Annotated in this window: 25 protein-coding genes; 12 read left to right on the forward strand and 13 right to left on the reverse strand. The window is 71.7% G+C overall.

Translation table 11 applies throughout. The features are described 5' to 3' along the window. The first annotated feature begins 40 nt into the window (after positions 1-40). The 8 genes from ACN27J_RS20930 (at position 41) to ACN27J_RS20965 (ending at position 6,274) form a co-directional block, all read left to right on the forward strand. A complete protein-coding gene (locus ACN27J_RS20930; protein ID WP_421368733.1) occupies positions 41-442 on the forward strand; it encodes a DivIVA domain-containing protein in 402 nt (133 codons plus the stop codon). Beyond that, positions 439-2,211 (forward strand): hypothetical protein, encoded by a 1,773-nt coding sequence (locus ACN27J_RS20935; protein WP_421368735.1) that lies wholly within the window; start codon positions 439-441, stop codon positions 2,209-2,211. The genes ACN27J_RS20930 and ACN27J_RS20935 overlap by 4 nt, the downstream gene beginning before the upstream one ends. Further along, on the forward strand, positions 2,205-2,558 hold the full coding sequence (locus tag ACN27J_RS20940; protein ID WP_421368737.1) for a hypothetical protein: 354 nt from the start codon (positions 2,205-2,207) through the stop codon (positions 2,556-2,558). The genes ACN27J_RS20935 and ACN27J_RS20940 overlap by 7 nt, the downstream gene beginning before the upstream one ends. A gap of 79 nt (positions 2,559-2,637) precedes the next feature. Then, positions 2,638-2,925, forward strand: a complete 288-nt coding sequence (locus tag ACN27J_RS20945) for a FitA-like ribbon-helix-helix domain-containing protein (RefSeq protein ID WP_421368739.1) — start codon at positions 2,638-2,640, stop codon at positions 2,923-2,925. After that, complete coding sequence (locus ACN27J_RS20950) at positions 2,922-3,317, forward strand: type II toxin-antitoxin system VapC family toxin (RefSeq protein ID WP_421368740.1); 396 nt, start codon at positions 2,922-2,924, stop codon at positions 3,315-3,317. The genes ACN27J_RS20945 and ACN27J_RS20950 overlap by 4 nt, the downstream gene beginning before the upstream one ends. Positions 3,318-3,397: 80 nt before the next feature. Next, positions 3,398-4,801: a hypothetical protein gene (locus ACN27J_RS20955; RefSeq protein ID WP_421368742.1), complete on the forward strand. Its 1,404-nt coding sequence runs from the start codon at positions 3,398-3,400 to the stop codon at positions 4,799-4,801. Further along, positions 4,798-5,598: a 3-ketoacyl-ACP reductase gene (locus tag ACN27J_RS20960; RefSeq protein ID WP_421368744.1), complete on the forward strand. Its 801-nt coding sequence runs from the start codon at positions 4,798-4,800 to the stop codon at positions 5,596-5,598. The genes ACN27J_RS20955 and ACN27J_RS20960 overlap by 4 nt, the downstream gene beginning before the upstream one ends. 109 nt (positions 5,599-5,707) lie before the next feature. Beyond that, positions 5,708-6,274 (forward strand): hypothetical protein, encoded by a 567-nt coding sequence (locus ACN27J_RS20965; protein WP_421368746.1) that lies wholly within the window; start codon positions 5,708-5,710, stop codon positions 6,272-6,274. 99 nt (positions 6,275-6,373) lie between these two features. Here the strand turns inward: ACN27J_RS20965 and ACN27J_RS20970 are convergent, their stop codons facing one another. Beyond that, positions 6,374-6,595 (reverse strand): DUF397 domain-containing protein, encoded by a 222-nt coding sequence (locus tag ACN27J_RS20970; RefSeq protein WP_370461626.1) that lies wholly within the window; start codon positions 6,593-6,595, stop codon positions 6,374-6,376. Then, a complete protein-coding gene (locus ACN27J_RS20975; RefSeq protein WP_278172765.1) occupies positions 6,571-7,446 on the reverse strand; it encodes a helix-turn-helix domain-containing protein in 876 nt (291 codons plus the stop codon). The genes ACN27J_RS20970 and ACN27J_RS20975 overlap by 25 nt, the downstream gene beginning before the upstream one ends. Positions 7,447-7,890: 444 nt before the next feature. Between ACN27J_RS20975 and ACN27J_RS20980 the strand changes: the two genes are divergently transcribed. Next, positions 7,891-8,178, forward strand: coding sequence for a hypothetical protein (locus ACN27J_RS20980; RefSeq protein WP_416550956.1), 288 nt, complete (start codon positions 7,891-7,893; stop codon positions 8,176-8,178). Between the two features lie 7 nt (positions 8,179-8,185). On the opposite strand, the gene ACN27J_RS20985 is transcribed toward ACN27J_RS20980, so the two are convergent. Further along, positions 8,186-9,070, reverse strand: a complete 885-nt coding sequence (locus tag ACN27J_RS20985; protein ID WP_421368749.1) for a PASTA domain-containing protein — start codon at positions 9,068-9,070, stop codon at positions 8,186-8,188. A 139-nt stretch (positions 9,071-9,209) separates the two neighbouring features. Between ACN27J_RS20985 and ACN27J_RS20990 the strand changes: the two genes are divergently transcribed. After that, positions 9,210-10,385, forward strand: a complete 1,176-nt coding sequence (locus ACN27J_RS20990; protein WP_421368750.1) for a hypothetical protein — start codon at positions 9,210-9,212, stop codon at positions 10,383-10,385. 10 nt (positions 10,386-10,395) lie between these two features. Here ACN27J_RS20990 and ACN27J_RS20995 read toward each other — a convergent pair whose 3' ends face one another. After that, a complete protein-coding gene (locus tag ACN27J_RS20995) occupies positions 10,396-11,877 on the reverse strand; it encodes a glutamate--cysteine ligase (RefSeq protein WP_281552395.1) in 1,482 nt (493 codons plus the stop codon). 292 nt (positions 11,878-12,169) lie between these two features. Beyond that, entirely contained in the window at positions 12,170-12,745 is a 576-nt protein-coding gene (locus ACN27J_RS21000) for a YceI family protein (RefSeq protein ID WP_278172770.1), read from the reverse strand. 103 nt (positions 12,746-12,848) lie between these two features. Here ACN27J_RS21000 and ACN27J_RS21005 point away from each other — a divergent pair, with 103 nt between their 5' ends. After that, positions 12,849-13,340: a MarR family winged helix-turn-helix transcriptional regulator gene (locus ACN27J_RS21005; protein WP_421368753.1), complete on the forward strand. Its 492-nt coding sequence runs from the start codon at positions 12,849-12,851 to the stop codon at positions 13,338-13,340. 250 nt (positions 13,341-13,590) lie between these two features. Here the strand turns inward: ACN27J_RS21005 and ACN27J_RS21010 are convergent, their stop codons facing one another. The 7 genes from ACN27J_RS21010 to ACN27J_RS21040 all read right to left on the reverse strand — a co-directional run bounded on the left by ACN27J_RS21010 (position 13,591) and on the right by ACN27J_RS21040 (position 23,211). Next, positions 13,591-16,236, reverse strand: a complete 2,646-nt coding sequence (locus tag ACN27J_RS21010) for an ATP-binding protein (RefSeq protein WP_421368755.1) — start codon at positions 16,234-16,236, stop codon at positions 13,591-13,593. Positions 16,237-16,362: 126 nt separating this feature from the next. Continuing rightward, positions 16,363-17,520, reverse strand: a complete 1,158-nt coding sequence (locus ACN27J_RS21015; RefSeq protein ID WP_421368757.1) for an acyl-CoA dehydrogenase family protein — start codon at positions 17,518-17,520, stop codon at positions 16,363-16,365. Between the two features lie 72 nt (positions 17,521-17,592). Further along, entirely contained in the window at positions 17,593-19,125 is a 1,533-nt protein-coding gene (locus tag ACN27J_RS21020; protein WP_421368758.1) for an acyl-CoA carboxylase subunit beta, read from the reverse strand. Between the two features lie 236 nt (positions 19,126-19,361). After that, a complete protein-coding gene (locus tag ACN27J_RS21025) occupies positions 19,362-20,285 on the reverse strand; it encodes a hydroxymethylglutaryl-CoA lyase (protein WP_278172775.1) in 924 nt (307 codons plus the stop codon). Positions 20,286-20,408: 123 nt separating this feature from the next. Continuing rightward, entirely contained in the window at positions 20,409-21,758 is a 1,350-nt protein-coding gene (locus ACN27J_RS21030; RefSeq protein WP_421368760.1) for an acetyl-CoA carboxylase biotin carboxylase subunit, read from the reverse strand. Between the two features lie 111 nt (positions 21,759-21,869). Continuing rightward, positions 21,870-22,481 carry a TetR/AcrR family transcriptional regulator gene (locus ACN27J_RS21035; protein ID WP_421368763.1) on the reverse strand — a complete coding sequence of 204 codons (612 nt, stop codon included), beginning with the start codon at positions 22,479-22,481 and terminating at the stop codon, positions 21,870-21,872. 175 nt (positions 22,482-22,656) lie between these two features. Further along, a complete protein-coding gene (locus ACN27J_RS21040) occupies positions 22,657-23,211 on the reverse strand; it encodes a YbaK/EbsC family protein (protein ID WP_421372364.1) in 555 nt (184 codons plus the stop codon). A 151-nt stretch (positions 23,212-23,362) separates the two neighbouring features. Between ACN27J_RS21040 and ACN27J_RS21045 the strand changes: the two genes are divergently transcribed. Then, complete coding sequence (locus tag ACN27J_RS21045; protein ID WP_421368765.1) at positions 23,363-24,943, forward strand: glycosyltransferase family 2 protein; 1,581 nt, start codon at positions 23,363-23,365, stop codon at positions 24,941-24,943. Positions 24,944-24,991: 48 nt separating this feature from the next. On the opposite strand, the gene ACN27J_RS21050 is transcribed toward ACN27J_RS21045, so the two are convergent. After that, a complete protein-coding gene (locus ACN27J_RS21050; RefSeq protein WP_421368767.1) occupies positions 24,992-25,627 on the reverse strand; it encodes a SigE family RNA polymerase sigma factor in 636 nt (211 codons plus the stop codon). Positions 25,628-25,657: the final 30 nt, after the last annotated feature.

Raw genomic sequence — 25,657 nt, forward strand, 5'->3', positions numbered from 1 at the left:
ACCCCTGAAGGTTTTCGACTTTTGGAAGGTGGTTCCTGCTGTGCGTAGGTTCTTTGACCTGTTCCGTCGTCCGCCGGTGCGGAGCCGTCGCAACCGGCGGTTGCTCGCCGAAATCGCCCGCCACAACCATCGGCCGACCGACTCTGCGGCCGGCCAGCGCCGGCCGGTGCGACGTGCCCCGAACAGCGTCGGTCATCTGTACGGGCGGCCGGTGCGGCCGTCGATCAGCCCCGGCCTGGTCCGCGACCGCCGGTTCGCCGGCCGGACCCGGCGCGGCTGCGACCCCACCGAGGTACGCACGTTCCTGCACCTGGTCGCCGACGAGCTGACCGCCCTGCGCGCCGAGCTGCGCTCGACCCAGGACGAAAACGTGCGGGTCAAGCAGGCGTTGCGGGACTGGCAGTCACAGCAGTTCCAGGCAGGGGCGGGGGTGACCGGGTGACCGGGATCAACGGAGTGCCGGCCGGCCCGGTCCGCGTCGTCGGGTTCGGGTCCGAGCGGCGGCGGGCGCAGCTCGTGGTCACCGTCGCCAACCTCGACACCGGGGCGGTCGCCTCGACCAACCTCGTGCCGGGATCGTTCACGCCGCTACCGACACCAAACGGTACCTGGTGGCTGCCGTACGCGCCGATCATCACCGACCTCGCCCAGCGTGCCGGGGTGGCCGCGGCGACGCTGTGCGACCCGGACTTCCCCGACGAGCCCGGCCGGCTCCCGTCGTCCGGGCTGACCCTGCCGATCCAGTGGCAGCCCGGTGCACCGGAGCGGGACCGCCACCGGTGGGAGGCGTCGGTGCTCGCCAACCGGCTCACCGCGCCGTGGCTGGTCCTGGTCGGCCGCAGCAGCGCACCGCCGCCACCGGGCGACCCGGCCCGGCTGCTCGGCCGGCTGTGCGCGCTCGCCGACCAACTCCACGTCGACCTGGTCCTCGAAGCCCGACCAGCGTCGACCCCGAGCGGGCTGAGCTGGGACATCCGGTTTGAACTCGCCGGCGGGAAAGTGCCCGACTATCCGCACCGCTGGGTAGCCGACCTGCCGGCGGCGATCGCCTCGATCAGCCCGGAACGGGCCGCGTCCGGGCTGGCCGTCGCCGACTGGAACCTGCCCGCCCACTACCTCACCGAGGCTGCCCTCACCCCGCACCCGGTGCCGGTCGGGCTCGACGGTCACCCCGGCGGCCACGACCTCGACCAACTCGAACGACGCATGATCAGTGATGCCGAGCAGCACGGCGGCGCGCAGGCGATCTGGCGGAACCGGCACTGGTGGCACACCAGCCTGCGACCCGACGAAACCGAGCCGGGCGGGGTCGGCGGCAGGTTCCGGCGCGGCTGGGAACCGCCAGCGCCGAGATACTGGGGCGAGCCGATCCCCACCCATCCCTGCCCACAATGCACCAATGTGGCAGATCCGCCGTACTGCACCGACTGCTACGGCACCCGCCGGGTCCGCCACGGCGCCGTCGTCACCGTCACCGACCTGCGCGGCCGCACCGTGCACCGCAACTGGCGACCCGATGACGGCCCGACCTCGCCAACGCTGGTGCACACCGACCAGGCGTCCGGCACCAGCGTGTGGCAACTGCCCGAGCACTACCGGATCGGCTCCCTCGCCGCCGAGTTCGGCGTACAGCCCACCGACCTGACCGACATCGACGGCGAACACGTCATCGACCAGCACCTGCGCAACGGGGTCAGCCAGATCCACCACGGCCGCGACCCGCTCGCCGCGTACCTCGCCGAAGCCGCCGCTGCCCACGACGGCGCCCGCATCATCGCCCGCGCCACCAACTGGCCCGGCCCTACCCTCGACCAGCTGGCCCGACTCGTCACCGGACTCGGTCTCGCCCTCGACGTCACCGCCGTCGACCACCGCGACAGCACCGGCCGACCGGAGCTGATGCAGGGCCACACCTGGTCGGTCCAGGTCGCCGACCCCGCCACACCCATGACCATCGACCCGGTCCCCACCAGCGCCGCCCTGCCCGAAGCCGTCGCCCTCTGCCACCGCTACCTCTACGGCGCGCTGCGCGCCACCGTCCCCACCGACCCCGAAAAGCCCATGTCCGTCCCCCACCGGCCCGCGACCGCCGGCCCAGCTCCCGACACCACCAGCTACATCACCGAGGTACGCCACCAAGCCGCCCGCCACCCCGGCACCCCGGCTACCGTCCGCATCCACCCCGACCGCGCGAGGAGAACCTCGTGCTGATGCGGGCCGAGCGGTTCGACGCGGTGGCGGCCGGGCTGCGGATCGCGGCCCGGTCGTTGGCGCTGCTGGCCCGCCGGCAGCGCGGTCTCGCCGAGGAGTTGCTGGCCGAGGAGCTGCCGTGGCTGACCTGGCTCCCGCCGGAGGAGCGCGTGTCATGCGTACGGGAACTGCTCGCCGATCTGGTCGCCGGTGCCGACACCGGGCTGTTGACGCCGTTCGCCCGCAACCTCGCCTCGTGGCGTTCCACGGCCGAGGCGTGGGCCGACCCGAGCCTCGCCCGGGACCTGCAGGGTCCGTTCGACGGTGACGGCCCGGTGATCGACAAGCCGATGTCGGAGGCTGCGTGACCGGCCGGGGTGAGCAGATCCTGCTGCCACAGCCGGAGCAGACTTGACCATGCAGTCATAACGCAGTCAAAATGAAGTCATGACTGTGGTGCTCACCGTCCGCGACGTGCCGGAGGAGGTGCGGGACCTCCTGGCTCAGCAGGCCCGCGAACGCGGCCAGTCGCTGCAGGCGTACCTGCTGGCCGTCCTCAACCGCCAGGCCGACTTCTGCCGCAACCGGCAGCTCCTCGCTGAGCTCAGCGACGAACTCGACGGCGGCAGCGGCGGAGCCGGACCGACCGCATCTGACGCCGCCGACATGCTCGCCGGTTCCCGCGCTGAACGGGATTTCCCGGACTCCGCGCCATCCGGGCGGGACGTCGCGTGATCGTCGTCGACGCCTCGGTCATCGCGAGCGTGCTCGTCTACAGCGACGACCGCGGCCGCAAGGCCCGCGCCGTCCTGGGCCGCGATCTCGAGTGGGCGGCACCGGAGCACTGGAAGGTCGAGGTCTTCTCCGTCATGCGAGGGCTCGCCCTCGGCGGAAAGATCACCAACGAGACGGCGGCGCGGGCGGTCGACCGGATCGGCCGGCTGGGCGTCGACACCGTGCCGATCGACGATCTACTCACGCGAATGTGGCAGGTCAAGGCGAACATCAGCGCGTACGACGCCCCCTACGTCGCCCTCGCGGAACGCCGCGCCCTGACGTTGGTGACCGCCGACGGCGAACTCGCCCGAGCCGCGAGCGCGTACTGCCGGGTCGAACTCGTCGCGTAGCGGGACGCGGGTTCGGCGGCCTGGTCTTCCGCCACGGCCGAGGTCTTCCGCCTAGGCAAGCGCTTTCCTATGCTGATCCGATGATTCGGATCGACGACGCGCTGACCCCGGCCAGCCTGCAACCCAGGATCGACCGCCTCTGGGAAGCCTCCGCCCACAAGATCGACTCGATCGAGAAGACCTGCCCGCCCGGCTCGCCGTCGCCGGTCTTCACCGTTGACGGCCGGTACGCCGCGCGCGGCTGGACCGAATGGACCCAGGGCTTCCAGTACGGCTCGGCCCTGCTGCAGTTCGACGCCACCGGCGAGCAGCGGTTCCTGGACTCCGCCCGCGAGTTGACCGTCGCCGTGATGGCCAGCCACGTCAGCCACATCGGCGTGCACGACCACGGCTTCAACAATGTCAGCACGTACGGCAACCTGTGGCGGCTGATGGCCGAAGGCCGAATCCCGCACGACCGCGCCGAACGCGACTTCTACGAGCTGGCGTTGAAGCTCACCGGGGCGGTGCAAGCGGCCCGCTGGCGGGACACCGCAGACGGCACCGGCTACATCTACTCGTTCAACGGGCCGCAGTCGCTGTTCGTCGACACCATCCGCTCCTGCCGGGCGCTGGCCGTGTCCCACCTGCTCGGCCACGTCCTGATGGGTGAACAGGACGAGCGGATCTCGCTGCTCGGCCGGCTGATCGAGCATGCCGCCAACACCGCCCGGTACAACGTCTTCTACGGCGACGGCCGGGACAGCTACGACATCCGGGGCCGCACCGCCCACGAGTCGATCTTCAACGTCAACGACGGCCGGTACCGCTGCCCGAGCACCCAGCAGGGCTACTCGCCGTTCACCACCTGGACGCGCGGCCTGGCCTGGGCGATGCTCGGCTTCCCGGAGCAGCTCGAATACCTGGCGGTGCTGCCCGACAGCGACCTCGAACCGTACGGCGGGCGGGCCGAGGTGACCGCGATGATGCTGCGGGCCGCCACCGCCACCTGCGACTTCTACCTCGAACATACCCCGACCGACGGCATCCCGTACTGGGACACCGGAGCGCCCGGCCTGGCCGCCCTCGGCGACTACCTGGACCGGCCGGCGGACCCGTACAACGATCATGAGCCAGTCGATTCGTCGGCCGCCTGCATCGGCGCACAGGGTCTGCTGCGTCTCGGCCGCTACCTGACCGACGCCGGGCAGCCGGACGCCGGTCGGCGCTACTGGCAGGCCGGGCTGACCGTGGCCGGCACCCTGTTCGACGAGCCGTACCTGAGCACCGACACCCGCCACCAAGGGCTGATCCTGCACTCGATCTACCACCGACCCAACGGCTGGGACCATGTGCCGGCCGGCAGCCGGGTGCCGCACGGCGAGTCGAGCATGTGGGGCGACTACCACGCCCGTGAGTTGGCGCTCTACCTGCAGCGGATGGCGCGTGACGAGCCGTACTACACGTTCTTCGGCCCGGCCGACGCCGTCGGGGGCGGACGATGACCGCCGCGGACCAGGTCGACAGCGCGGGCCGGGTCGCGATCGTCACCGGCGGTTCGCGGGGCATCGGGCGCGGGATCGTGCTGTCGCTCGCCGCCGCCGGGTACGACGTCGTGGTCAACTACGCCCGGAACGCGACGGCGGCCCAGCAGGTCGGCGAGCAGGTCGAGGCGATGGGCCGCCGGGCACTGCTGGTCGGCGCGGATGTCTCGGTCAGCGCGGACCGGCAACGGCTGGTCGATCAGACCGTGGCGACCTTCGGCCGGATCGATCTGCTGGTCAACAATGCCGGTGTCGCTCCGGACGTACGGGCGGACCTGCTCGACGCGACGGAGGAGTCCTTCGACCGGCTGATCGACATCAATCTGAAGGGTCCCTACTTTCTGACCCAGCAGGTCAGCCGAGCCATGATCGACATGGTAGCGGCCGGCACCGTCACCACGCCGAAGATCGTCATCGTCTCGTCGATCAGCGCCTACACGGCGAGCGTCAACCGGGGCGACTACTGCGTGGCCAAGGCCGGCCTGGCGATGACCACCCAGTTGTACGCCGCCCGCCTCGCCGAGCACGGCATCAACGTCTACGAGATCCGGCCCGGCATCATCGCCACCGACATGACCGGTCCGGTCCAGGCGAAGTACGACGATCTGATCTTCAACCAGGGGCTGACGCCGATCCGCCGGTGGGGTCAGCCGGACGACGTAGGACGGGCCGTGGTGGCGGTCGCCACCGATCTGCTGCCGTTCAGCACCGGCCAGGTGATCGACGTCGACGGTGGCTTCCACGTACGGACGCTGTAGTAGCCAGCGGACGCCTCAACCTGCCGGCACCCCTACGGGTGACCGATGGGTGGTCGACCAGGGCTACGCCCGGAGGTGCCGACATCGACCGGCCGGCAGGATTCGGAGCATGGACATCGCTCTGGTCGGCTGGATGGCGTTGACCGGTGGCTGGCTCGCCGCCGCCGTGATCGCCGAATCGCTGCCGTCGGCGGGCAGCCCGGCCGCGCTGCGGCGCCGGGTCGGCTGGCTGACCGCGTTCGTGCTGGCCGGCCTGGGCGGGATCGCCGGGTTGATCGGTGGCGGGGCGGCCAGCGCACAGGTGTTGCTGGTCGCCGTGCCGGCGGCGGCGGTCGCGGTGGTGACTCTGCCGCGCCTGCGGCGGCTGTACGGCGGATCGGCGGCGTTCGTCACCGCACCCGCCGCGCCTAGTCCGCCAGGGCTGCTGGCCCGCGCGGCGCACCCGTTGGTGGCGTTGCCGGTGCAGGTGACGGCGGTGGCGCTGGTGCCGGTGGCGGCTCGGTACTTCGGTGGCGTGCCGGGAGTGGGGGTGGTCGCCGACGGGCTCGGGGTGGTGGCCGACGGGCTGGTGCTGACGGTGGCGGTGATCCTGCTGGTCGCGGTCGGGGTGCGGCATGCGCTGCGGCACAGCGCGCTGGCTGAGCATGCGTTGGTCGGGCGGCTGCCCAGGAGCTGAGCTGGTCCGGCGGCCGTTCCGGGGGGACGGTGAGGCTGGCGGGACGGTCGAGGCTGGGCACGGTTGAGCCCCGGGACGCACCCGGGGCTCAACCGTTGGTCAGTCCAGGTCGAATTCGCCGTCTCGGGCACCGCCGAGGAAGGCGTCCCACTCGTCGGAGGTGAAGATCAGGACCGGCCCGGTCGGGTTCTTCGAGTCGCGAACCGCGATGGCCTGGTCGACGAACGCGATCTCCACGCAGTTGTCGCAGTTCGGCCCGCTGCGCGAGCTCTTTCGCCAGGCCGCACGGGTCAGGTCTACCCGAAGCCCCTTGACCTCGATGTCCACAATGGCTCCTTCGCGCGTTTAGCGATCATCGCGACGGACTCCTCGGGAGTGAGCGCCGCCGCGCGTATGTGATCGAAGATAAATATGTATTTGCGTAGTTCTTCGGTCTTCTCCAGGAAGAGCCCACCGGTGGCGTTCTCCGCGTAGACGACGTCCGCGTCGCTGGGCTCCGGAAAGTCAAGGATGGTGAACGTCCCGTCCATCCCCGCGTGTGCCCCCACCTCGAACGGAAGGACCTGCAGGGTCACGTTCGGCAGATCCGCCGCCTCGACGAGGCGGTGCAGTTGGGCGCGCATCACCGCGTCGCCGCCGACCGGCCGACTCAACACAGCCTCATCGAGCACCGCCCATACATCGATCTGATCTTCCTGAGTCAGTAACGACTGACGCTTCAGTCGGACATGGACGCGGTGGGCAACTTCTTCGTCGGTGATGTCGGGCCGGGCCGAGCGGATCATCGCCTGGGCGTAGTCGGCGGTCTGCAGCAGACCGGGAACCACCTGCTGCTCGTACGCCCGGACCGACCGGGCCGCCGCCTCGAAGCCGACATACGCGCCGGTGAGCACCGTGGAGTACGGATGCCACCAGCCCTTCTGCCGAGCCTCCCGGGCAATCTGCACCAGCTCCTCGGCCTCGACACCGGTCACGCCGTAGATCTCCAGCATGTCGCGGACGTCCCGCGGAGTCGCGGTGGTGTGTCCCGTCTCGATCCGGGAGACCTTGGAGGCGGAGCACTCCAGTCGTTCGGCCACCGCATCGATCGTGACTTTCGCGCCTTCCCGCCGCCGGCGCAGTTCGGCGCCGAGACGGCGGCGACGGACGGTTGGGCTTCGACGCTCGGTCACCGGTCACCTCCGGTCAGGGTGTAGGGGCAGTCGGCCGGACCCCGCGCACGCGGTTGAGGGGCGACGGGGTTACGTCGCGAGCGGTCGTGCGTGGACGGGGAGGAAGGCCGACGCGGAAAGAAAGCCTGTTCAGTCTGCCGCCCGTACATGTAGGACTTCAAGCAGCAATCGACCGAGTGATTTTCGCATTACGCCAAAACCACTTTGCAACTTGCATCGAGGGCGACGGTGGTGCACTCTTTGCGTAGGCCTCAAGTCACTCAGCGTTCATCCAAGATCGTATCCGCCGCGGTTGCGCCGTACCGCGACGGTGCCTGCTGCCCGGACACCGGCAACGCCGTGCCCGTCTGACCACCGGCAACCGGTGGAACATCCGACAGTGCCCGGTGCGGATCCGCATGCCTGGCAGCAATCGGACAACGGCAGCTCGGAACAGGAGTAGCGGTGCTACTACCCCGCTCAGGAGACGTCCTCCACGTGACCCGTGCGGCAAGCGTGCAGTTCCTCGAGCCGCTCCTCTTCCGGGTGATCCGGGTCCACGACTGGCCGACCTACCATGGTTGGGTCTGGCTGGACGGCTACGAACTCAACGCCAGCGGCGAGGCCGTCGACCGACGCTCCATTTTCGTCCAGATCGACGGCCTACGCCAGCTCCGGGTGGTGGCCGACCGGCCGGGTCGGGCAGCCGCCCGGCGGCCGGCTTCGACGGTGATGTCGGCGCGAGCCAGCTGACCCCGACTCAGTCCTCGTCTCCGTCGCCCGGCTCCCCGGTCGGCTCGGCCGCCCCCGTCGGGTCAGCCGGACCCGTCGGCTCGGTGTTGGTCGCGGCGATCACCAACAGGATCTCGGTGCCGGGCGGCACCTCCGTCCCGGCCGGCGGGTCGGTCTCGAGCACCGTGCCGGCCGGCTGGTCCGAGCCGCGCTGTTCCAGCCGGTAGACCAGGTCGCGCTCGTCGAGCTCGGCACGGGCGTCCGCCAGCGGCAGCCCGGTCAGCGTCGGTACGACCACCAGCGGCGCCTCACTGGTCTGCTCCTCGGTCGGCTCCGGCTGCTCCTCGGTTGGCTCGGGCTGCTCCGTCTCCGGCTGCGAGGTCGGCACGGTCGCGGTCGGCGCCGCCGTCGGCGTCGGCCCGCCCGGATCCGTGGAGTCGTCCAGCGTGCTGGCCCACCAGATCACCAGGCCGACCAACGCGACCAGCAGCAGCACCAGAACACCGATCAGGATCGGCAGCCACCACGGCCGGCCGCTGCCTTCCGTACCGCCGCCCGGTCCCGGCCAGTCGCCGGTGCCGCCGCCGCCCGCCGCCGGGCGCACCGGGACCCCGGCCCGGCCGGACCACGCCGGCTCCCGGGCACCACCGGCGGCGGAATCCGCCGGAAGGTCGGGTGTGGTCGAGCCGGGGTGCCCGCCCTGGTCGGCGACCGTCGCGCCCGGGCCGCCACCCGGTGTGCCGGGCCGACCGGGCGGCTGGTCGGACCCACCGGTCGACACGCCGGCCTGGTCAGCTGGCCCACCGGCCCTGGTCGCCCAGGGGTCGACCGGCCGGGGCAGCTGGCTGGTGTAGTCCCCGGCGTCACGCCCTGCCGAGCCGTCCTCCGCAGGATCCCTCGGTCTGTCGGCCATGACTCGTCCTCTCAGTACCACCGGTACGTACCACCGGGCGTGACTTTCGGTAGGGCTCAAGATATCGACCCGGCCGCCGGACAGCGCGCCCCACGCCCACGAGTCGCCGGAGTTCGCCACTACCGCTACAGTGCCCGGCATGGCCGTACGAGGCTGGGGAAGATCGGTCGCGACGGCGACCGGCATCGCTGCGGGCGCAGGTGCCGCGCAGCTCGGTCTGGGCTACGGCCTCGGCATAGTTGCCTGGTTACCGTCTGTCGACGGCGGAGGAGAGGCGTCCTGGGTCGCCAGCCTCGCCTGGGCGACGTGGATCACGGCGACCTCGGTGGTGATCGGTGCCGTCGTCGCGGACCGGCTCGCGCCGTCACGTCCCAACTCGGAACTGCCGTCACGTCCCAACTCGGAACTGTCGGCCGGTGCCGATCCGGATCCAACGCCGGACAGCCTGCTGACCGCGAGCCTGTGGCGACTCGCCCTGGCCGCAGCGGCCGCGATCGGCGGGATGCTCACGGTCGCCCTGATCGCCGTACCCGCGCGCAGCGCGACCCGGGCCGACACCTTCTCCCCACAGACCATCGCCGCCGGGTACGCGATGGTGGGCGCGGTCGTCGGACTGCTGATGGCGATCTGGGCGGTCGCCTCCCGGGCAGCGGCGACGAACGCCATCGCCACCGTCGGCTGGCTCTGGCTGCTGGCGGTGGTCGCCGTGATCGACTCGGTGATCTCCGGCACCGGGCTGACCAGCGCCCAACTCGGCGTCTGGCAGATCACCGCAGACAGCGAACAGTACTGGTTCCGCAACATCTACCTGCCTGGGGCGGCGCTGTCGCTGGGTTCGGCGTTCATCATCGGTGCGGTCTCCGCCTGGCCGGCCGCCCGCGACGCCCGTCGCCGGGTGGGTGCCGCGATCTCCGGCGGCGTCGGCCCGGTGCTGATCGCCGCCGCGTACTTCCTGGCCGCCCCCCGGCTGGTGGGACCACGGGCGGAGCAGCTCTCGGCACATCTGCTCGCCCCGTACGCAGTGATCGCCGGCCTGGCCGGGTCGGTGCTGGTCACCGCGATCGCGCAGCGGCTGGAGATGTCCCGCCGGCAGCCCGCCGCCACCACCGACCACGACAGTGCTTCGGCCACCGATGCCCCGGCTACCGGCGGGTCCGCCGACGGACGGGACGACGCAACCGGCTCCGCTGAAGGCCGCGAAGCGCCGGTGCCGGAGCAGCCGACCAGTGGCCAGGTGGCCGACGCGCCGGCCCGGGGCACGGCTTCGGTCACCGGCCGTGGCCGGCCCGCGCCGACCACCCCTGACGGCAGCTGAACAGCGCGAATCAGTCGACCGGCCAGGTGTGCACCGGTTCGTTGCTGCGTTGCAGTTCGGCGTAGCGCTGCAGCATCTGGTGCAGCGCGTCGGGTCGGGCCAGGCCCTGCTCCCGCTCGGCCCGCCAGACCGACTCGGTCTGCCAGACCGCGCCGTTGCGCCTCAACCGACAGCGTTGTTCGATGATGCCGAGCAGCCGGTCGCGCTGCTGTGGCGAGACCCCGAACCGGTCCAGCCCGGCGTACGCCTTGGGGAGCAGGACGTCCAGCACCAGATCGGTGACCGGGATCTCGCCGAGCTGCGGCCAGTGCATGTGTGCGGCGATCCCGCGCCGCGCCGCCTGGTGGAAGTTCTCCTCGGCCGCGCCGAAGCTCAGCTGGCTCCACACCGGGCGGTCCGCCTCGGCGAGCTCCCTGGCCAGGCCGAAGTAGAAGGCGGCGTTGGCGAGCATGTCGACGACGGTCGGCCCGGCGGGCAGCACCCGGTTCTCCACCCGCAGGTGCGGTCGACCGTGCATGATGTCGTACACCGGCCGGTTCCACCGGTAGACGGTGCCGTTGTGCAGCCGTAGCTCGCTGAGCTCGGGAACGCCGCCGGCCTGCAGCACCTCGACCGGATCCTCGTCGGCGCAGATCGGCAGCAACGGCGGGAAGTACCGGACATTCTCCTCGAACAGGTCGAAGATCGACGTGATCCACCGTTCACCGAACCACACCCGGGGCCGTACGCCCTGCGCCTTCAGCTCGTCCGGCCGGGTGTCGGTGGCCTGCTCGAACAGCACGATGCGGGTCTCCGCCCAGAGCTGTTTGCTGTAGAAGTACGGTGCGTTGGCACCGAGCGCCACCTGGACCGCCGCGATGGCCTGGGACGCGTTCCAATAGTTGGCGAAGTTGTCCGGGGAGACCTGCAGGTGGAACTGCACACTGGTGCAGCCGGCCTCCGGGGCGATCGAGTCGGTGTACGCCTGCAGCCGCTCCACGCCCCGGATGTCCAGCCGGATGTCCTCCCCGCGGGCGGCGACGATCTGCTCGTTGAGCACCCGGTAGCGCCCGTTGGTGGAGATGTTGTTCAGCACCAGATGCTGTGGGGTGAGGGTGGGCAGGATGCCGATCAGGATGATGGCCGCCTCGGCCTTCGCCGCCCGGTCACCGGCACGGGCCAGGCTGGCCTGCAGGTCGGCTTCGTAGTCGGCGAAGCCGTCGGCCTCGATCAGCCGCGGGCGCGCGTTGAGTTCGAGGTTGAACTGCCCCAGTTCGGTCTGGAAGGTAGGGTCCGCGAGGTTGGCCAGGATCTCCGCGTTGCGCATCGCCGGCTCCGCGTACGGATCCACCAGGTTCAGCTCGATCTCCAGCCCGGTCGTCGGCCGGTCGGCGTCGAACTTGAAGTCGTCGAGCATCAGCGCGAAAACGTCGAGGCAGCGGCGAACTTTTTGCCGGTAACGTACGCGATCCTCCCGACTGAACGACGCGCGTGAACCGACATCCCTGCCCATAATGCCCTCCCCGGCGCGCCCCGAACGACCGCCGCCACGCTCGCTGGCCGAGCGGCGCGGCAGAACCGTTCCGACTGTGTGGTGATGCAACCCTGCTCGACCGCGGCTGTCGCCGGCTCCCCCAGCCAGGACAGGCGTTGATCGCCCCAAAGTGAGCGGACCGAAGCGCTCGGTTTCACCTTTTCACATCCGACGGGCGTCTTCTACTGGGGTTACTACAGACAGCGGCACCCCGGTCACCGACAAGGTGACCGGGGTGCCGCTGTGTCGCGCCGGGTACGGGCGCCGGGGTTCACCCCTGACGGATGGCTTCGCCCTCGATCTCGATCTTGATCTTCTTGCCGACCAGCACGCCGCCGGTCTCCAGGGCGACGTTCCAGGTCAGGCCGAACTCCTCACGGTCGATCTCGGTGCTGGCGGTGAAGCCGAAGATGTCCTGGCCGAACGGGCTGCGGCCGGCACCCTCGAACTCGACGGCGAGCTCCACCGGCCGGGTCACGTCCTTGACCGTCAGGTCACCGGCGAGCACGAACTCGTTGCCGCTGTGCGAGACGATCCCAGTGCTGCGGAACTCGATGGTGGTGAACTTCTCGACGTCGAGGAAGTCGCCGCCGCGCAGGTGGGCGTCCCGGTCAGCCTGCCCGGTGTTGATGCTGGCCGCCTGCAGCACCGCGGTGACCGACGACTGCAGCGGGTCCTCGGCGACGGTGATGGTGGCGGTGGCGTCGGTGAACTCTCCACGGACCTTGCTGACCATCATGTGGCGGGCGACGAACCCGACCCGCCGGTGGGCCTGGTCGAGCTCGTAGGTGCCGGCGGTGGGGATGGTGATGCCGTTCCACTCGCGGGTGGTCTGGTCGGTGCTCATGGCTGCTGCCTCTCGCGGGACATCCGGTTGAAGGGGGAACATGTGCGACAGCAACAATAGACTAAGCAATATTCCTCATGTCAAGTACTGCTACGATGACCTGGTGACCGAGAACCTCGCCGACGATCCCCGGATCACCGCGATCGGCCTCCTCTTCGAAGTCCACACCGGGCTCGCGGCCCGCTTCGCGGCGCAGTTCGAGGAGCACGGCCTGTCGACGGTTGAGTTCGAGGTGCTGATGCGGCTGCGCCGTTCCGCAGGTCACCAACTGCGGATGACCGACCTGGCCGCTCAGGCTGCGCTGTCCACCAGTGGCGCGACCCGGGTGGTCGACCGGATGGTCCGCGACGGGCTGGTCTGCCGGCGCGCCTGCCCGTCCGACCGGCGCAGCTCGTACGCGGTGCTCACCCGGGCCGGTCAGCAACGCCTCGACGACACCCTCCCCGGTCACCTACAGCTGATCGGGCAGTGGTTCACCGGTCAGTTCGAGCCTGCGGAGTTGACGACGCTACTCGACACCCTCCGGCGCCTTCGTGACGCGGTGCACCCACAGGCGACCGCCGGCAGTGACGAAGCGACCGCGCCGGTCCGTTGACCGACGCCGGCACCGGCAGAAGGACCGGCAGAAAGCGCCCTCGATCAGCGACATATGGCTTTGAAAGCCGCAAACAGCTCGGATGGGCCGGATAGCGTACTGGCGACCGGGAACGTAACGGGGGGTGCGGCGCGAAAGGCCAGGACAGTGGTCCAGGCCGGGGGGCGATTCCGCGCCAACCCGGGGGGCGTGTCGACGTCCGGCGGGTGGCCAGTGATGGCCCCGCCGGACGTCCGCGTCTTGACCTGCTTCAGCCCTGACCCACCGCGTCCCGTTCCCGGGGCAGCAAGGTGATCCCGGCACTGTGGCAGGCCGCCACCAACCGGTCCCGGGCCGCAGCCCGCGACACCGCCGTCTCGGCGTGCACCACCAGCCCCACCATCGCCTCCACCGCGTCCCGCGGCTCCGGGCCGTTGCCCAGCGAACGGGCCGCCACGGCGTACCACTCCATCGCCAGCTCCCGTTCCCCGCGCCGCGCCGCGAGGGTCGCCTCGATCAACGCGCACCGGGGATCGTCGTCCGGCCCGGCGTGGTCGGCATGGTGGACCGGCCGGTCCACCATCTCCACCGGCATCACCTGACCACGGAGCTCGGTCAGGGCGTCGGCCGCTTCCGCGAGGCGGCCGTCCTGGGCCAGTGCCAGCCCGACGATGCCCAACACCTGCCGCCGATGACTCGGATCACCGACGGCGGTCAACGCCGCCAACACCCGGCGTCCCAGGTCGGCTGCCCGCGCGTACCGGCCCTCCAACCTGGCGACCTCGGCCAGGTTGGCCCGGGCCAGCAGGCGCAACCGGTCCTCGCCGGACCTGGCCGCGAGCCGGTCGACCGCCGCCAGCCGGCGTCGGGCGGCCCGGAGGTCACCCGACCGGATCTCGTGCCGGGCCAACGCGTGCTGGGCGAGCGTCATCTCCCGGATCCGGCCGATCCGGCCGGCCAGGGCGAGCACCGCCTCGGAGTGCGCCCGCGCCTCGTCGAACCGACCGGCGGCCAGGCAGGCGGCGCTGAGCACGGTACGCGCGGCCAGCTCACCCGACGTCTCCCCGAGCTCGATGAAGGTGGCCAGCGCCGACCGGACGGCCGGCAGTTCCTGCGGACCGGCGTCGTGCTCCAGCGCGAGCTGAGCCACGCCGATCTGGGCCCAGGCCCGGATCGACGGGTCCGCGTCGGCCAACCGTGGGTCGTCGAGCAGCCGGCGCAGCCAGCGCCGGCCGGCCACGTCGCGCCCCCGGAACCGCCACCACCGGGGCAGGGCGGCGGCCAGGCGCAGGGCGGTGTGCGGGTCGTCGTTGGCGGAGTGGGCGAGCGCGGCCCACAGGTCACTGGCCACCTCGTCGAGCCGGCTGACGACGGTGACCAGCTTCGGACCGGCCAGATCGACCGCCGCCCGCTCGGCGAGCCGCGCGAACAGCACGGCGTGCCGACGCCGGATCGCCGACAGTTCGCCGTGTGCGGCGGCCCGCTCGGTGGCCAGGTCCCGCACCACGTCGATCAACCGGAACCGGTACGGACCCGCGCCCCGGGCACCGAGCAGCCCCAACGACATGAGCCGGTCGAGGAACGGCACCGGGTCGACCCGACCGCCCTGATCCGACTGGCCCATGTCGGGCTGGCCGATGTCGAGTTGGCCGACATCCGGCCGGACCGGTTCCTCGGCGAGCATCCCCTCGGCCAGCTCGACCGACCACCGGTTGCGGAACACCGAGAGCCGACGTACGCCGCGCCGCTCGGCGGGGGTGAGCAGCGCGTAGCTGGCCGCGACCGCGTCGCGCAGGGTCACCGCCACGGCTTCCCTGCTGGGTGGTGGCACGGCCAGGTCGAGCAGCCGGTCGCCGTACCGGTTGAAGATCTCGTTCAGGTCGAGCGCCCGCCCCCGGGCGGCGGCCAGCTCGATGGCCAGCGGCAGCCCGCCGAGCCGCCGGACGAGCCCGACCAGCGCGCCGACCTCGCCGGGGTGCACCGGCTCCCGGCGTACCTGCCGGAGCCGGGCCAGGAAGAGCCGCGCCGCCGGGTAGCCGGCGACCGTGGCCAGGTCGGTCTCGGTGTCGGCCGGCGGCACCTCCAGCGGCGTGACCGGCCAGACCCGTTCACCGGGGAGTCCGACCGGGTGCCGGCCGGTCGCCACCACCTGCAGCGACGGCGCGGTACGGGTCAGCCAGTGCAGCGCGTCGGCCATCGCCACCGGCGCCCGTTCCACCGCGTCGACCAGCAGCAGTGCCGGGCCGTCGGCGAGCCGGGCCGCCAGATCGTTGACCCGCCCGACGCCGAAGACGGTGGCGGTGGCGGTCAGTACGTCACTGACGGTGGAGCCTTCGGTGACGACGATGCCACCGGTGCCGCCCGGGTACCGCCCGGTCACCTCGGCGGCCACCGCGAGCGCCAGGCTGGTCTTGCCGACTCCGGCCAGTCCGACCAGGCTGATCAGCCCTGCCCCGGCACCGGGTCCCGCAGTCAGCAGGCCGACGAGGTCGGCCACGTCGCAGTCGCGGCCGATCAGCTCGCCGGGCAGCGGGACGCCCCGGCTCCGGCCGGGCCCGACCAACGTCTCGATGTCGCCGGCAGCCTCGCTGGGCGGCCCGGCCGGGAACGCCGTGGTGGCGAGTGCCGGGGTCAGCTGGCGCGGGATCGTCGGACGCGGCTCGGCCGGCCGGCCCCGCGCCGCCGCGTGAAACTCGGCCCGGTCCTCGCCGGTCAGCCCGAGCGCGGCGACGAGCAGATCGACCGTGGTCCGCTGCGGGCGGGCGGTACGGGCCCGCTCCAGGTCCCGGACGGTGCGTACGCCGACCCCGGCCACCGCGGCGAGCTCCGCCTGGGTCAGGCCGACGGCCAGCCGTCGGCTGCGGAGTAGTTCGTCGAACCCGACCCTGCTCTGGTCAGGAGCATGATCCGGACTCATGGCAGGAGAGGGTACGCATTGCGGGGTGCCCGGGTCAGCTTTCCGTCAGGCTGACGACCCGAAAGGAACGGATTTCCGACACAACCGGGGAGGTGCGGCGCCGCCCGAGGCACCCTTACAAGATCATCAAGCGTCGGCAAGTCCAAGATCACGAGCGATGATCATTCGCTGGATCTCCGAGGTGCCCTCGCCGATCTCCAGGATCTTCGCGTCGCGCCAGAAACGCGCGACCGGGAACTCGTTCATGAAGCCGTAACCACCGTGGATCTGGGTGGCCTCCCGGGCGTTCTGCACGGCGCACTCGCTGGCGTGCAGCTTCGCCACCGCGGCCTGGCGTTTGAACTGGTCCCCGGCGAGCATCCGGGCGGCCGCGTCGTAGTAGGCCAGCCGAGCGGTGTGCGCCCGTACCTCCATGTCCGCGATCTTGAATTGGATCGCCTGATACCCGCCGATGAGCTGGCCGAATGCGCGGCGCTGACCCGCGTACCGGACGGACTCGTCGACACACCCCTGCGCGAGGCCGACCGCGAGGGCGGCGATCGCGATCCGCCCCTCGTCGAGGATCCGGAGGAATTGCGCGAACCCCCGACCCCGCTCACCCAGCAGATTATCGGCCGGAACCCGACAATCGTCGAACGTCAACTCGTGGGTGTCCGAGGCGCACCAGCCGACCTTCGAGTAGCCGGGCGCGACGGTGAACCCCGGCGTCCCGGCCGGCACGATGATGGTGGACAGTTCCTTCGAACCGTCCGGTCTGGTCCCGGTCACCGCGGTGACCGTGACCAGCGAGGTGATGTCGGTACCCGAGTTGGTGATGAACGCCTTCGAACCGTTGATCACCCAGTGGTCGCCGTCGAGCACCGCCCGGGTGGCGGTGCCGCCGGCGTCGGAACCGAACCCCGGCTCGGTCAACCCGAATCCGGCCAGCGCCGCCCCGCTGACCAACTCCGGCAGCCACCGCTCGCGCTGCTCGGGGGTGCCGAACCGGTAGATCGGCATCGCGCCGAGCGAGACCGCCGCCTCCAGCGTGATTGCCACACTGGAATCGACCCGGGCCAGCTCCTCCAGCACCAGACAGAGCGCGAAGTAGTCGCCGCCCATCCCGCCGTACTCCTCCGGGAACGGCAACCCGAACAGCCCCATCTTGCCCATCTGGCGGACGATGTCGTACGGGAAGGCGTGCCGCCGGTAGTAGTCACCGATCACCGGCGCGATCGCCTCGCGGGCGAACTCGCGGACGCTCTCCCGCAGCGCCTCCTGCTCGTCGGTCAGCCTGAAGTCCATGTCCAGGTCCTTTCTGGAGGAATCTGCGGCCGATCGGCTGCCACTACACCGGCCGCCGCACCTGCGGTGCCGCTAGACCGGGGTGACGCCGTGCCGGCGGTGGGAGAACTGCCGGTCCCGGCCGGTGGCCGCCGCGTACCGCCGGACCAGTTCGGCGCGCAACTGTTCGGGCCGGACGATGTCGTCGACGACGAGTTCGCTGGCGAGCCGGGTGAGATCGATGTCGCGCTCGTACTCGGCGCGGCGGGCGGCGACGAAGCCGGCCCGCTCGTCGGGATCGTCGATCGCCGCGATCTTGTTGGCGTAGACCGCGTTGACCGCGGCCTCCGCGCCCATCACCGCGATCTTCGCGGTGGGCAGGGCCAGGGTGGCGTCCGGCTCGAACCCGGGGCCGGCCATCGCGTACAGCCCGGCACCGTACGCCTTGCGGACCACGACGCAGATCTTCGGTACGGTGGCCTCCGAGATCGCGCTGATCATCTTCGCGCCGTGCCGGATGATGCCCTGTTTCTCCACGGCGCTGCCGACCATGAAGCCGGGCACGTCGGCCAGGAACAGCAGCGGTACGTTGAACGCGTCGCAGAGCTGCACGAACCGGGTCGCCTTGTCGGCGGAGTCGACGAACAGCACCCCGCCCTTGAACATCGAGTTGTTGGCGACCACGCCGACCACCTGGCCGGCCAGCCGACCGAAGCCGACGGTCAGCTCGCGGGCCCACAACGCCTGGATCTCCAGGAAGCTGCCCTCGTCGAGCAGTCCTTTGACGAACCGGCGCATGTCGAACGCCTGCCGTTCGCTCGCCGGCACCAGCGCGGCCAGGTCGACCCCGGCCGGCGGCTCGACCGCCGCCGTCGCCGGTGGCGGCTGCCGCCAGTTGGCCGGCAGGTAGGACAGGTAGCGGCGGACCACGTCGAGCGCGTCGTCCTCGGTCTTGCACAGGAAGTGCCCGACGCCGGACTCGGCGCAGTGCACCCGGGCACCGCCCATCGCCTCCAGCGTGGTCTTCTCGCCGGTGACCATCTCGACCATCCGGTCCGAGCCGAGGTACATGCTGGCGTTGCCCTCGACCATCGCCACCACGTCGCAGAACGCCGGAATGTAGGCACCGCCGGCGGCCGATGGCCCGAACAGGGCGCAGACCTGCGGGATCGCCCCGGAGGCCCGGACCTGGTTCCAGAAGATCTTGCCCGCGCCGCGCCGGCCGGGGAACAGGTCGACCTGGTCGGTGATCCGGGCCCCGGCGGAGTCGACCAGGTAGACCATCGGCAGGCCGGCGTCGTACGCCCGCTCGATGATCCGGATGATCTTCTCGACGGTACGGGCGCCCCACGAGCCGGCCTTGACCGTGGAGTCGTTGGCCATCAGGCAGACCTGGCGGCCGTCGATGGTGGCGGTGCCGGTGACCACGCCGTCGGCGGGCAGCCCGTCGGCGAGGGCGTTGGCGTACCGGCCGTCCTCCACGAACGAGCCCGCGTCGACCAGCCGGTCGACCCGTTCCCGGGCGAACAGCTTGCCCCGGTCGGCGTTGGCCGCGTGGTACTTCTCCGCACCGCCGGCTCGGATCCGCTTGTCGAGCCGATCCAGCGCCTCACCGTCCAGTGTCACGCCGCCCCCTCGCGCCAGCCCGTACTAAACGATCGTTAGGCTACCGCACGACGGTCACCCTCGCGAGCCCCGACACCAACGCACGCGTCCTAGTCGTCCGTACGCATCGCCCAGGCATGCAAGCGGGACCGGCGTGGATCGGATGCGCTCCAGCTGACCGGTGTCCGGCGTGTCGCGTCGATGAAGCGCACTGGATCAACGGGGGCGAGGCGGCGGCCGGTCAGCCCGTCGGCGGGTCAGCTGGTCGGGGTGAGCCGGGTACGGGGGCCGGCGCGCAGCACCCCGGAGGGAAGCTGCCGGCCGACCAGCTCCTCGGCCAACTCGGCGGCGGCCAGCAGGGCATCCAGGTCGATCCCGGTCTCGACGCCCATGTCGTGCAACATGTGCACCACCTCCTCGGTAGCCACGTTGCCGCTGGCCCCCGGCGCGTACGGGCAGCCACCCAGCCCGCCGACGCTGGCGTCGAACTCGGTGACCCCCAGCTCCAGCGCGGCCAGCAGGTTCGCCAACGCCGTACCCCGGGTGTCGTGGAAATGCAGCAGCACCGGTACCGCCGCCTGCCGGTCACGCACCGCCGTGACCAGCTCGCGGACCCGGCGCGGGGTGGCCATCCCGGTGGTGTCGCCGAACGCCACCCGGTCCGCCCCGTCGGCCACCACCCGGTCGACGATGTCAGCGACCCGGTGTGGGTCGACGTCCCCTTCGTACGGGCAGCCGAAGCTGGTCGCCACGATCACCTCGACGTGCGCCCCGGCGGCGTGCAGCAGCGGAATCAGCTCGGCGATGTCGTCCAGCGACTCGGCGGTGGACCGGTTGACGTTGCGCCGGTTGTGCGTGTCGCTGGCCGACACCACCACTTCGATCTCGGAGAAGCCGGCGTCGAGCGCCCGACGGGCACCCCGCAGGTTCGGCACCAGCGCCGAGTAGCGCACCCCGGGCACCCGCCGGGCCCGCTGCCACACCTCGTCGGCGTCGGCCATCTGCGGGATCGCTTTCGGATGGACGAACGAGACCGCCTCGATCCGGCGTACGCCGGTGCCGGACAGCGCGTCCAGCAGGCGGACCTTACCCTCGGTCGGGATCGGCTGCTCGTTCTGCAGGCCGTCACGCGGCCCGACCTCGCGGATCGACACGGACTCGGGAAGGGGCGTCGCTGCCATCCGTCCAGCATCCCGCGCCCGTGCCGTCCACTCAATGGGATCCGACAAAGGTCACCGCAGCGTTGCGCGCCGGACGGCGTCGGTACCGGACGGCGTCGGTGCCGGACGATGGCCGGCCTGACCTCACCGCATCCGGCCGACGATGCCGGTGTCGTAGTCGCCGGAGACGAACTCCGGGTGCTCCAGCAGCTCGGCGAAGAACGGCAGGTTGCACTTCGGCCCGGCCACCTCGAAGGCGGCGACCGCGGCCCGGGCCCGGGCGATCGCCTCGGCCCGGTCGGTGCCGGAAACGATCAGCTTGGCCATCAGCGAGTCGTAGAACGGCGTGACGGTGGTGCCGGCGGCGTACCCGGAATCGACCCGGACCCCGTCGCCGGTCGGCTCCGACCAGGCGGTGATCGCGCCCGGTCCGGGCAGAAAGCGTTTCGGGTCCTCGGCGTTGATCCGCAGCTCGATCGCGTGCCCGCGCGGCGCGAGGGCGGCCGGGTCGAACGTCGGCTCCAGCCCGGCGGCCACCCGCAGCTGCTCCTCGACCAGGTCGACGCCGTAGACCAGCTCGGTGACCGGGTGCTCGACCTGCAGCCGGGTGTTCATCTCCAGGAAGAAGAACTCGCCGGTGGTCGGGTCGAGCAGACACTCGACCGTGCCGGCGTTGCGGTAGCCGACCGCCTCCCCGGCCCGTACGGCGGCGGCGAGCAACCCGGCCCGGATCTCGTCGGTCACCGCTGGCGACGGCGACTCCTCGGCGAGTTTCTGGTTACGCCGCTGCACCGAACACTCCCGCTCACCGAGGGCGACGACCCGGTCGGTGCCGTCGGCCGTATGCCAGCCGAGGATCTGCACCTCGACGTGGCGTACCCGGGGGAAGTAGCGCTCGATCAGCACGGACCCGTCGCCGAACATGCGCGCGGCGAACGCCCGGACCTTGTCGTACTCGGTCCGCAGCGCGGCGTCGTCGGCCGCGACGCCCATGCCCATCCCGCCGCCGCCGGCGGCGGCCTTGACCATCACCGGGTAGCCGATGGTCGCGGCGGCGTCGAGTGCGGCGTCAACGGTCTCGGCAGGCTCGGTGGTGCCGGCGGCCACCGGTACCCCGGCGGCGGACATCAGGTTCCGCGCGTTGATCTTGTCGCCCATCGCCTCGATCGCGTCACCACCCGGACCGACCCAGATGAGGCCGGCGGACTCGACCGCGCGAGCGAAGTCGGCGTTCTCCGACAGAAACCCGTAGCCGGGGTGGATCGCCTGCGCGCCGCTGCTCTTGGCGGCGGCCAGGATCGCCTCGGTGTCACGGTAGCTCTGCGCCGGCTGCGCGGGTCCGACGCAGATCGCCTGGTCGGCCTCGGTGACGAAGGGCATGCCGGCGTCGGCCTCGGAGTGCACGGCGACGGTCCGGACCCCCAACCGTCGGGCGGTACGGATGATTCGCCGGGCGATCTCGCCCCGGTTGGCCACCAGCAACGACTCGATCATGCCTCTCCTCGCGGGGTGCGGCGCCCGCTGCCGGGCGCGGAGGGTGCGGCGCCCGCTGCCGGGCGCGGGGGGGTGCGGCTGCCGGGCGCGGGGATGGGCCCGGTTTGCTGCTCAGCCGTGCAGGGCGGCGAGGGTGGCGGCTCGCAGCAGGGTGGCCCGTCGTTCCCGGTCGACCTCGCCGCCGAGGAAGGGGGTGGAGTTCATCAGGCCGAACGCGGCGTGCGCCAGCACCCGGGCCTCGGCCGCGTCGAGATCGTGGCGCAGCGCGGTGAGCACCGCCACCCACTCCTCGACGTAGAGCCGCTGCAGCCGCCGGATCCGCCGACGCGGCTCCTCCGGCAACCGGTCGAGCTCGTGCAGGTGCAGCGCGATGACCGCCGGGTTGGCCAGGGCGAACTCGACGTGGAACTCGATCAGCGAGGCGAGCGCGGCGGTGGCGTCGCCGGGCCGCGCCGCGACCCGGGCGCGTCCGCCGTCGAGCAGCTCCTCGCTCACCGGGATGAGCGCAGCGGCGAGCATCGCCTCCTTGCCGGCGAAGTGGTGGTAAAGAGCGGGACCGGTGACCCCTGCGGCGGCACCGATGTCGTCCATCGACACGCCGTGGTAGCCGCGGGCCGCGAAGAGCCCGACCGCGATCTGGAGAATCTCGTCGCGACGTGAGCGTCGCCGTGGCGCGCCCGGCTCCGCCCCGTCCGTCGTTGCCGCCTGCTGATCTACCGTCACCTGGCCAGCCTAACCGTGTGTCGAGCCGAATTGAACGACCGTTCAGTCACCGGAATGCCGTCGACTGATTCACCGGTGTCCACGCTGACCCGACGCCCGCCGATCACCGTACCGTCACCGACGCCGAGTCTCACCCCCGGCGGAGCGTCAGGTGCCGGCTGGGACCGCGGGCCCGTCAGGTGCCGGCTGGGACCGCGAGCCCGTCGACGACCCGCGCGTTGGGCAGTACCCCCAGCGCCGGACCGGGAAGCACGATCTTGCTGCCCCGCACCCCGGAACCGATCACCACGTGCGGCACCGCCACCACCCGCGCGTCGACCAGGATGGGCCACTCCGGCGGCAGCCCGATCGGGGTGATCCCGCCGTACTCCATCCCGGTCGCCTGCACCGCGTCGGCCATCGGGGCGAAGCTCGCCTTACGGGCGTCGAGCAGCCGGCGGACCGTCCCGTTGACGTCCGCCCGGGTGGTGGCCAGCACCATGCAGGCGGCGTACCGGACGACACCGCCCCGCTTGCCGGCGATCACCACGCAGTTGGCCGACTCGTCGAGCGCGACCCCGTACGCGGCGCAGAAGGCTGCCGTGTCGGCGAGTTCGGGATCGATCGGCGCCACCGACACGTCATCCACGTCGACCGGCACCTCGGCCGACCACTGCTCGACGGCGGCGGCCACCGGCGCGGCCACCAGGTCGAGTCGGCTCCGGACCGGTTCGGTCTGCAGTTTCCCCAGCACGTCCGCCATCATGCACCCGGCGGCCGGCGAGCCGTGCCGAGGGGCACCGGCCACCCGGGCGCGGTAGATTGACCGCCGCCGCCACCGTGTACCCGGCCCGCCGCCGGGAGCGGCGCGGCACCGCCGGACAACCCGCCGAGAGGTGATCGTGGCTGCCCCGAGGGCGAGCGTCGTCGTACCCGTCTACAACACCGAGGCCTGGCTCGGCGCGGCCCTGGCGTCGATCGACCGTCAGCCGCGGCGGACCGAGATCGAGGTCGTCGTCGTCGACGACGGCTCCACCGACGCGTCGAGCGAGATCGCCCGCGACTACGCCCGGCGGGCGCCGGGGGTCCGCTACGTCCGGCAGGACAACGCCGGTCTCGGTGCCGCCCGCAACCACGGGGTACGCCTGGCCACCGGCAACTACCTAGGTTTCCTGGACTCCGACGACCTCTACCCCGACGGCGGGCTGGACCACCTGGTCGACATCGCCGAGCGGGCCGGGGCGCCGGTGGCGGTCGGCGACATGCACGGCTTCCCACCCCGGCCCAGCCCGCCCTGGCGGGCGGAGATCGTCGGCCCGGCCCGCACCATCGGGTCCGTCGCCGAGGCCCCGCTGCTGATCGGCAACCCGTCGGCCTGCAACAAGGTGTTCGCCCGCGACCTGGTCGACCAGGTCGGGGCCGAGTTCACCGAGGGCAGCGCGTTCGAGGATGTCCTGTTCACCGTCCCGCTGCTGGTCCGCTCCCCGCTGACCGCGCTCAGCCCGCGACTGGTCTACCTCTACCGGCAGCGCGGCAACGGCTCGTCGATCATGGAGGGCCGGTTTCGGCCGGCGAAGATCATGCAGCATCTGAACATCATCGAGCGGCTGGTCGCCGGAAGCTCCGACGTCGCGCCCGAGGTGGCCGGGGCGATCGGACGGTGGGTCGCGTACATGCAGCTGCACTACGCCGGGCGGGCCGCCGACGCCCTCGACGACGGGCAGCTGGCCGATTTCACCCGCCGGATGGCGGCGCTGCTGGCCGACGTACCGGTGCCGGTCGCCGCCGAGTTCAGCCGCAACCCGCACGCCGGGCTACGCGCGGTCGCCCTCTACGAGCAGGACCCGGACGGAGTACGCCAGCCCCGGCACACCGGCCCGGTCCGGCTTTGCGGTGGGCAGCTCTACCTCGACCATCCGCGCTGGGACCGCTACCGGGACCTGCTGCGGGTACCCGCGCCGACCGTCGGTGTGCACACCGTCCGCCGCAGTGGCCCGGCCGGCGACGAGGTGGTCCGGTTGACCGGGTGGTGCGGCCTGCCCGGCCCCGGCGGCGCGCCCGGCGACCAGCGGGACGACCTGGTACTGGAGATCGGCGACACCCGGTTGCGGCTGCCGCTGACCGTGGCCGACGGCAGCGGCGGCCGGCTCCGTTGGCGGGTCGACGTACCGCTGGCCACGCTGCCCCGCGGCCGGTACGCGCTGCGGATCGTCGCCCGCGACGGCGGCGCCGAACTGGTGCTCCCGCCGGCACCGGGCGCGCCCGGCACCCGGGCGGCGCTGACCGCCCGGGGGCGTGCCGTGTGGGTCGCACCCGGCCGCCGTGGGCTGCGTCTGGTGGTCTCGGACCCGCTGGTCACCGCCGCCGCGACGCCGGCAAGGTGGAGCCGGATGGCCCGCTACCAGGCCGGCCGCGCGGCGCGGCGCGGGGTCCGAGTGGCCCGCCAGGGCCGCCAACGGCTGCGCCGCCTAGCCGCCCGCTGATACCGACCGAGCACTGACGTCGACTGGCGTCGACTGTCCGGCGGCCGGTCAGGGGTCCTCGGCCAGCAGGTCGGCGCGGCTGTCGCCGAGCAGTTCCCGCAGCCGAGCCAGGGAACGCCGGCTCTGGGTCTTGACCACCGACACCGAGACGCCGAGCGTCTCGGCGACGGTTTCGACGCTCTGGTCCTCCCAGTAGCGCAGCACCACGATCGCCCGGTCGCGGGGCGGCAGACAGCCGAGCGCGTCGATCATGGTGATTCGCAGATCGGGCCGGGCGGATCGGGCCGGATCCCCGTCCTCACGAGGGCTGGCGATCGGCAGTTCCCGCGCGCTCAGCCGGCGGCGGTGGTCGAGCACCACCCGTAACAGCACCTTGCGGCTGTACGCCTCCAGATTGTCGAACCGGGACACCCGCTGCCACGCGGCGTACATCTTGGCCAGCGCCGTCTGGGTGAAATCCTGGGCCAGATGCCAGTCGCGGCACATCAGGTAGGCGGTGCGGCGCAACCGTGGCGCGGCAGCCGAGGCGAACGCGACGAACTCCTCCTCCACCGCCCCGGACGGAGCCCGGTCCGCCGCCCTCGACCCGTCCAGGGCCGTGGACGCGGATACCGCCTGGTCGACGGCGGGTCGCGGCTTGCCCACCACATGCCCGGGCAGGATGATCTCAGCCGCGCCGTACACACTGCACTCCCATGCCTGGGCACCCTCCCC

It is taken from the genome of Solwaraspora sp. WMMB762 (assembly GCF_049179115.1).
Taxonomy (GTDB): domain Bacteria; phylum Actinomycetota; class Actinomycetes; order Mycobacteriales; family Micromonosporaceae; genus Micromonospora_E.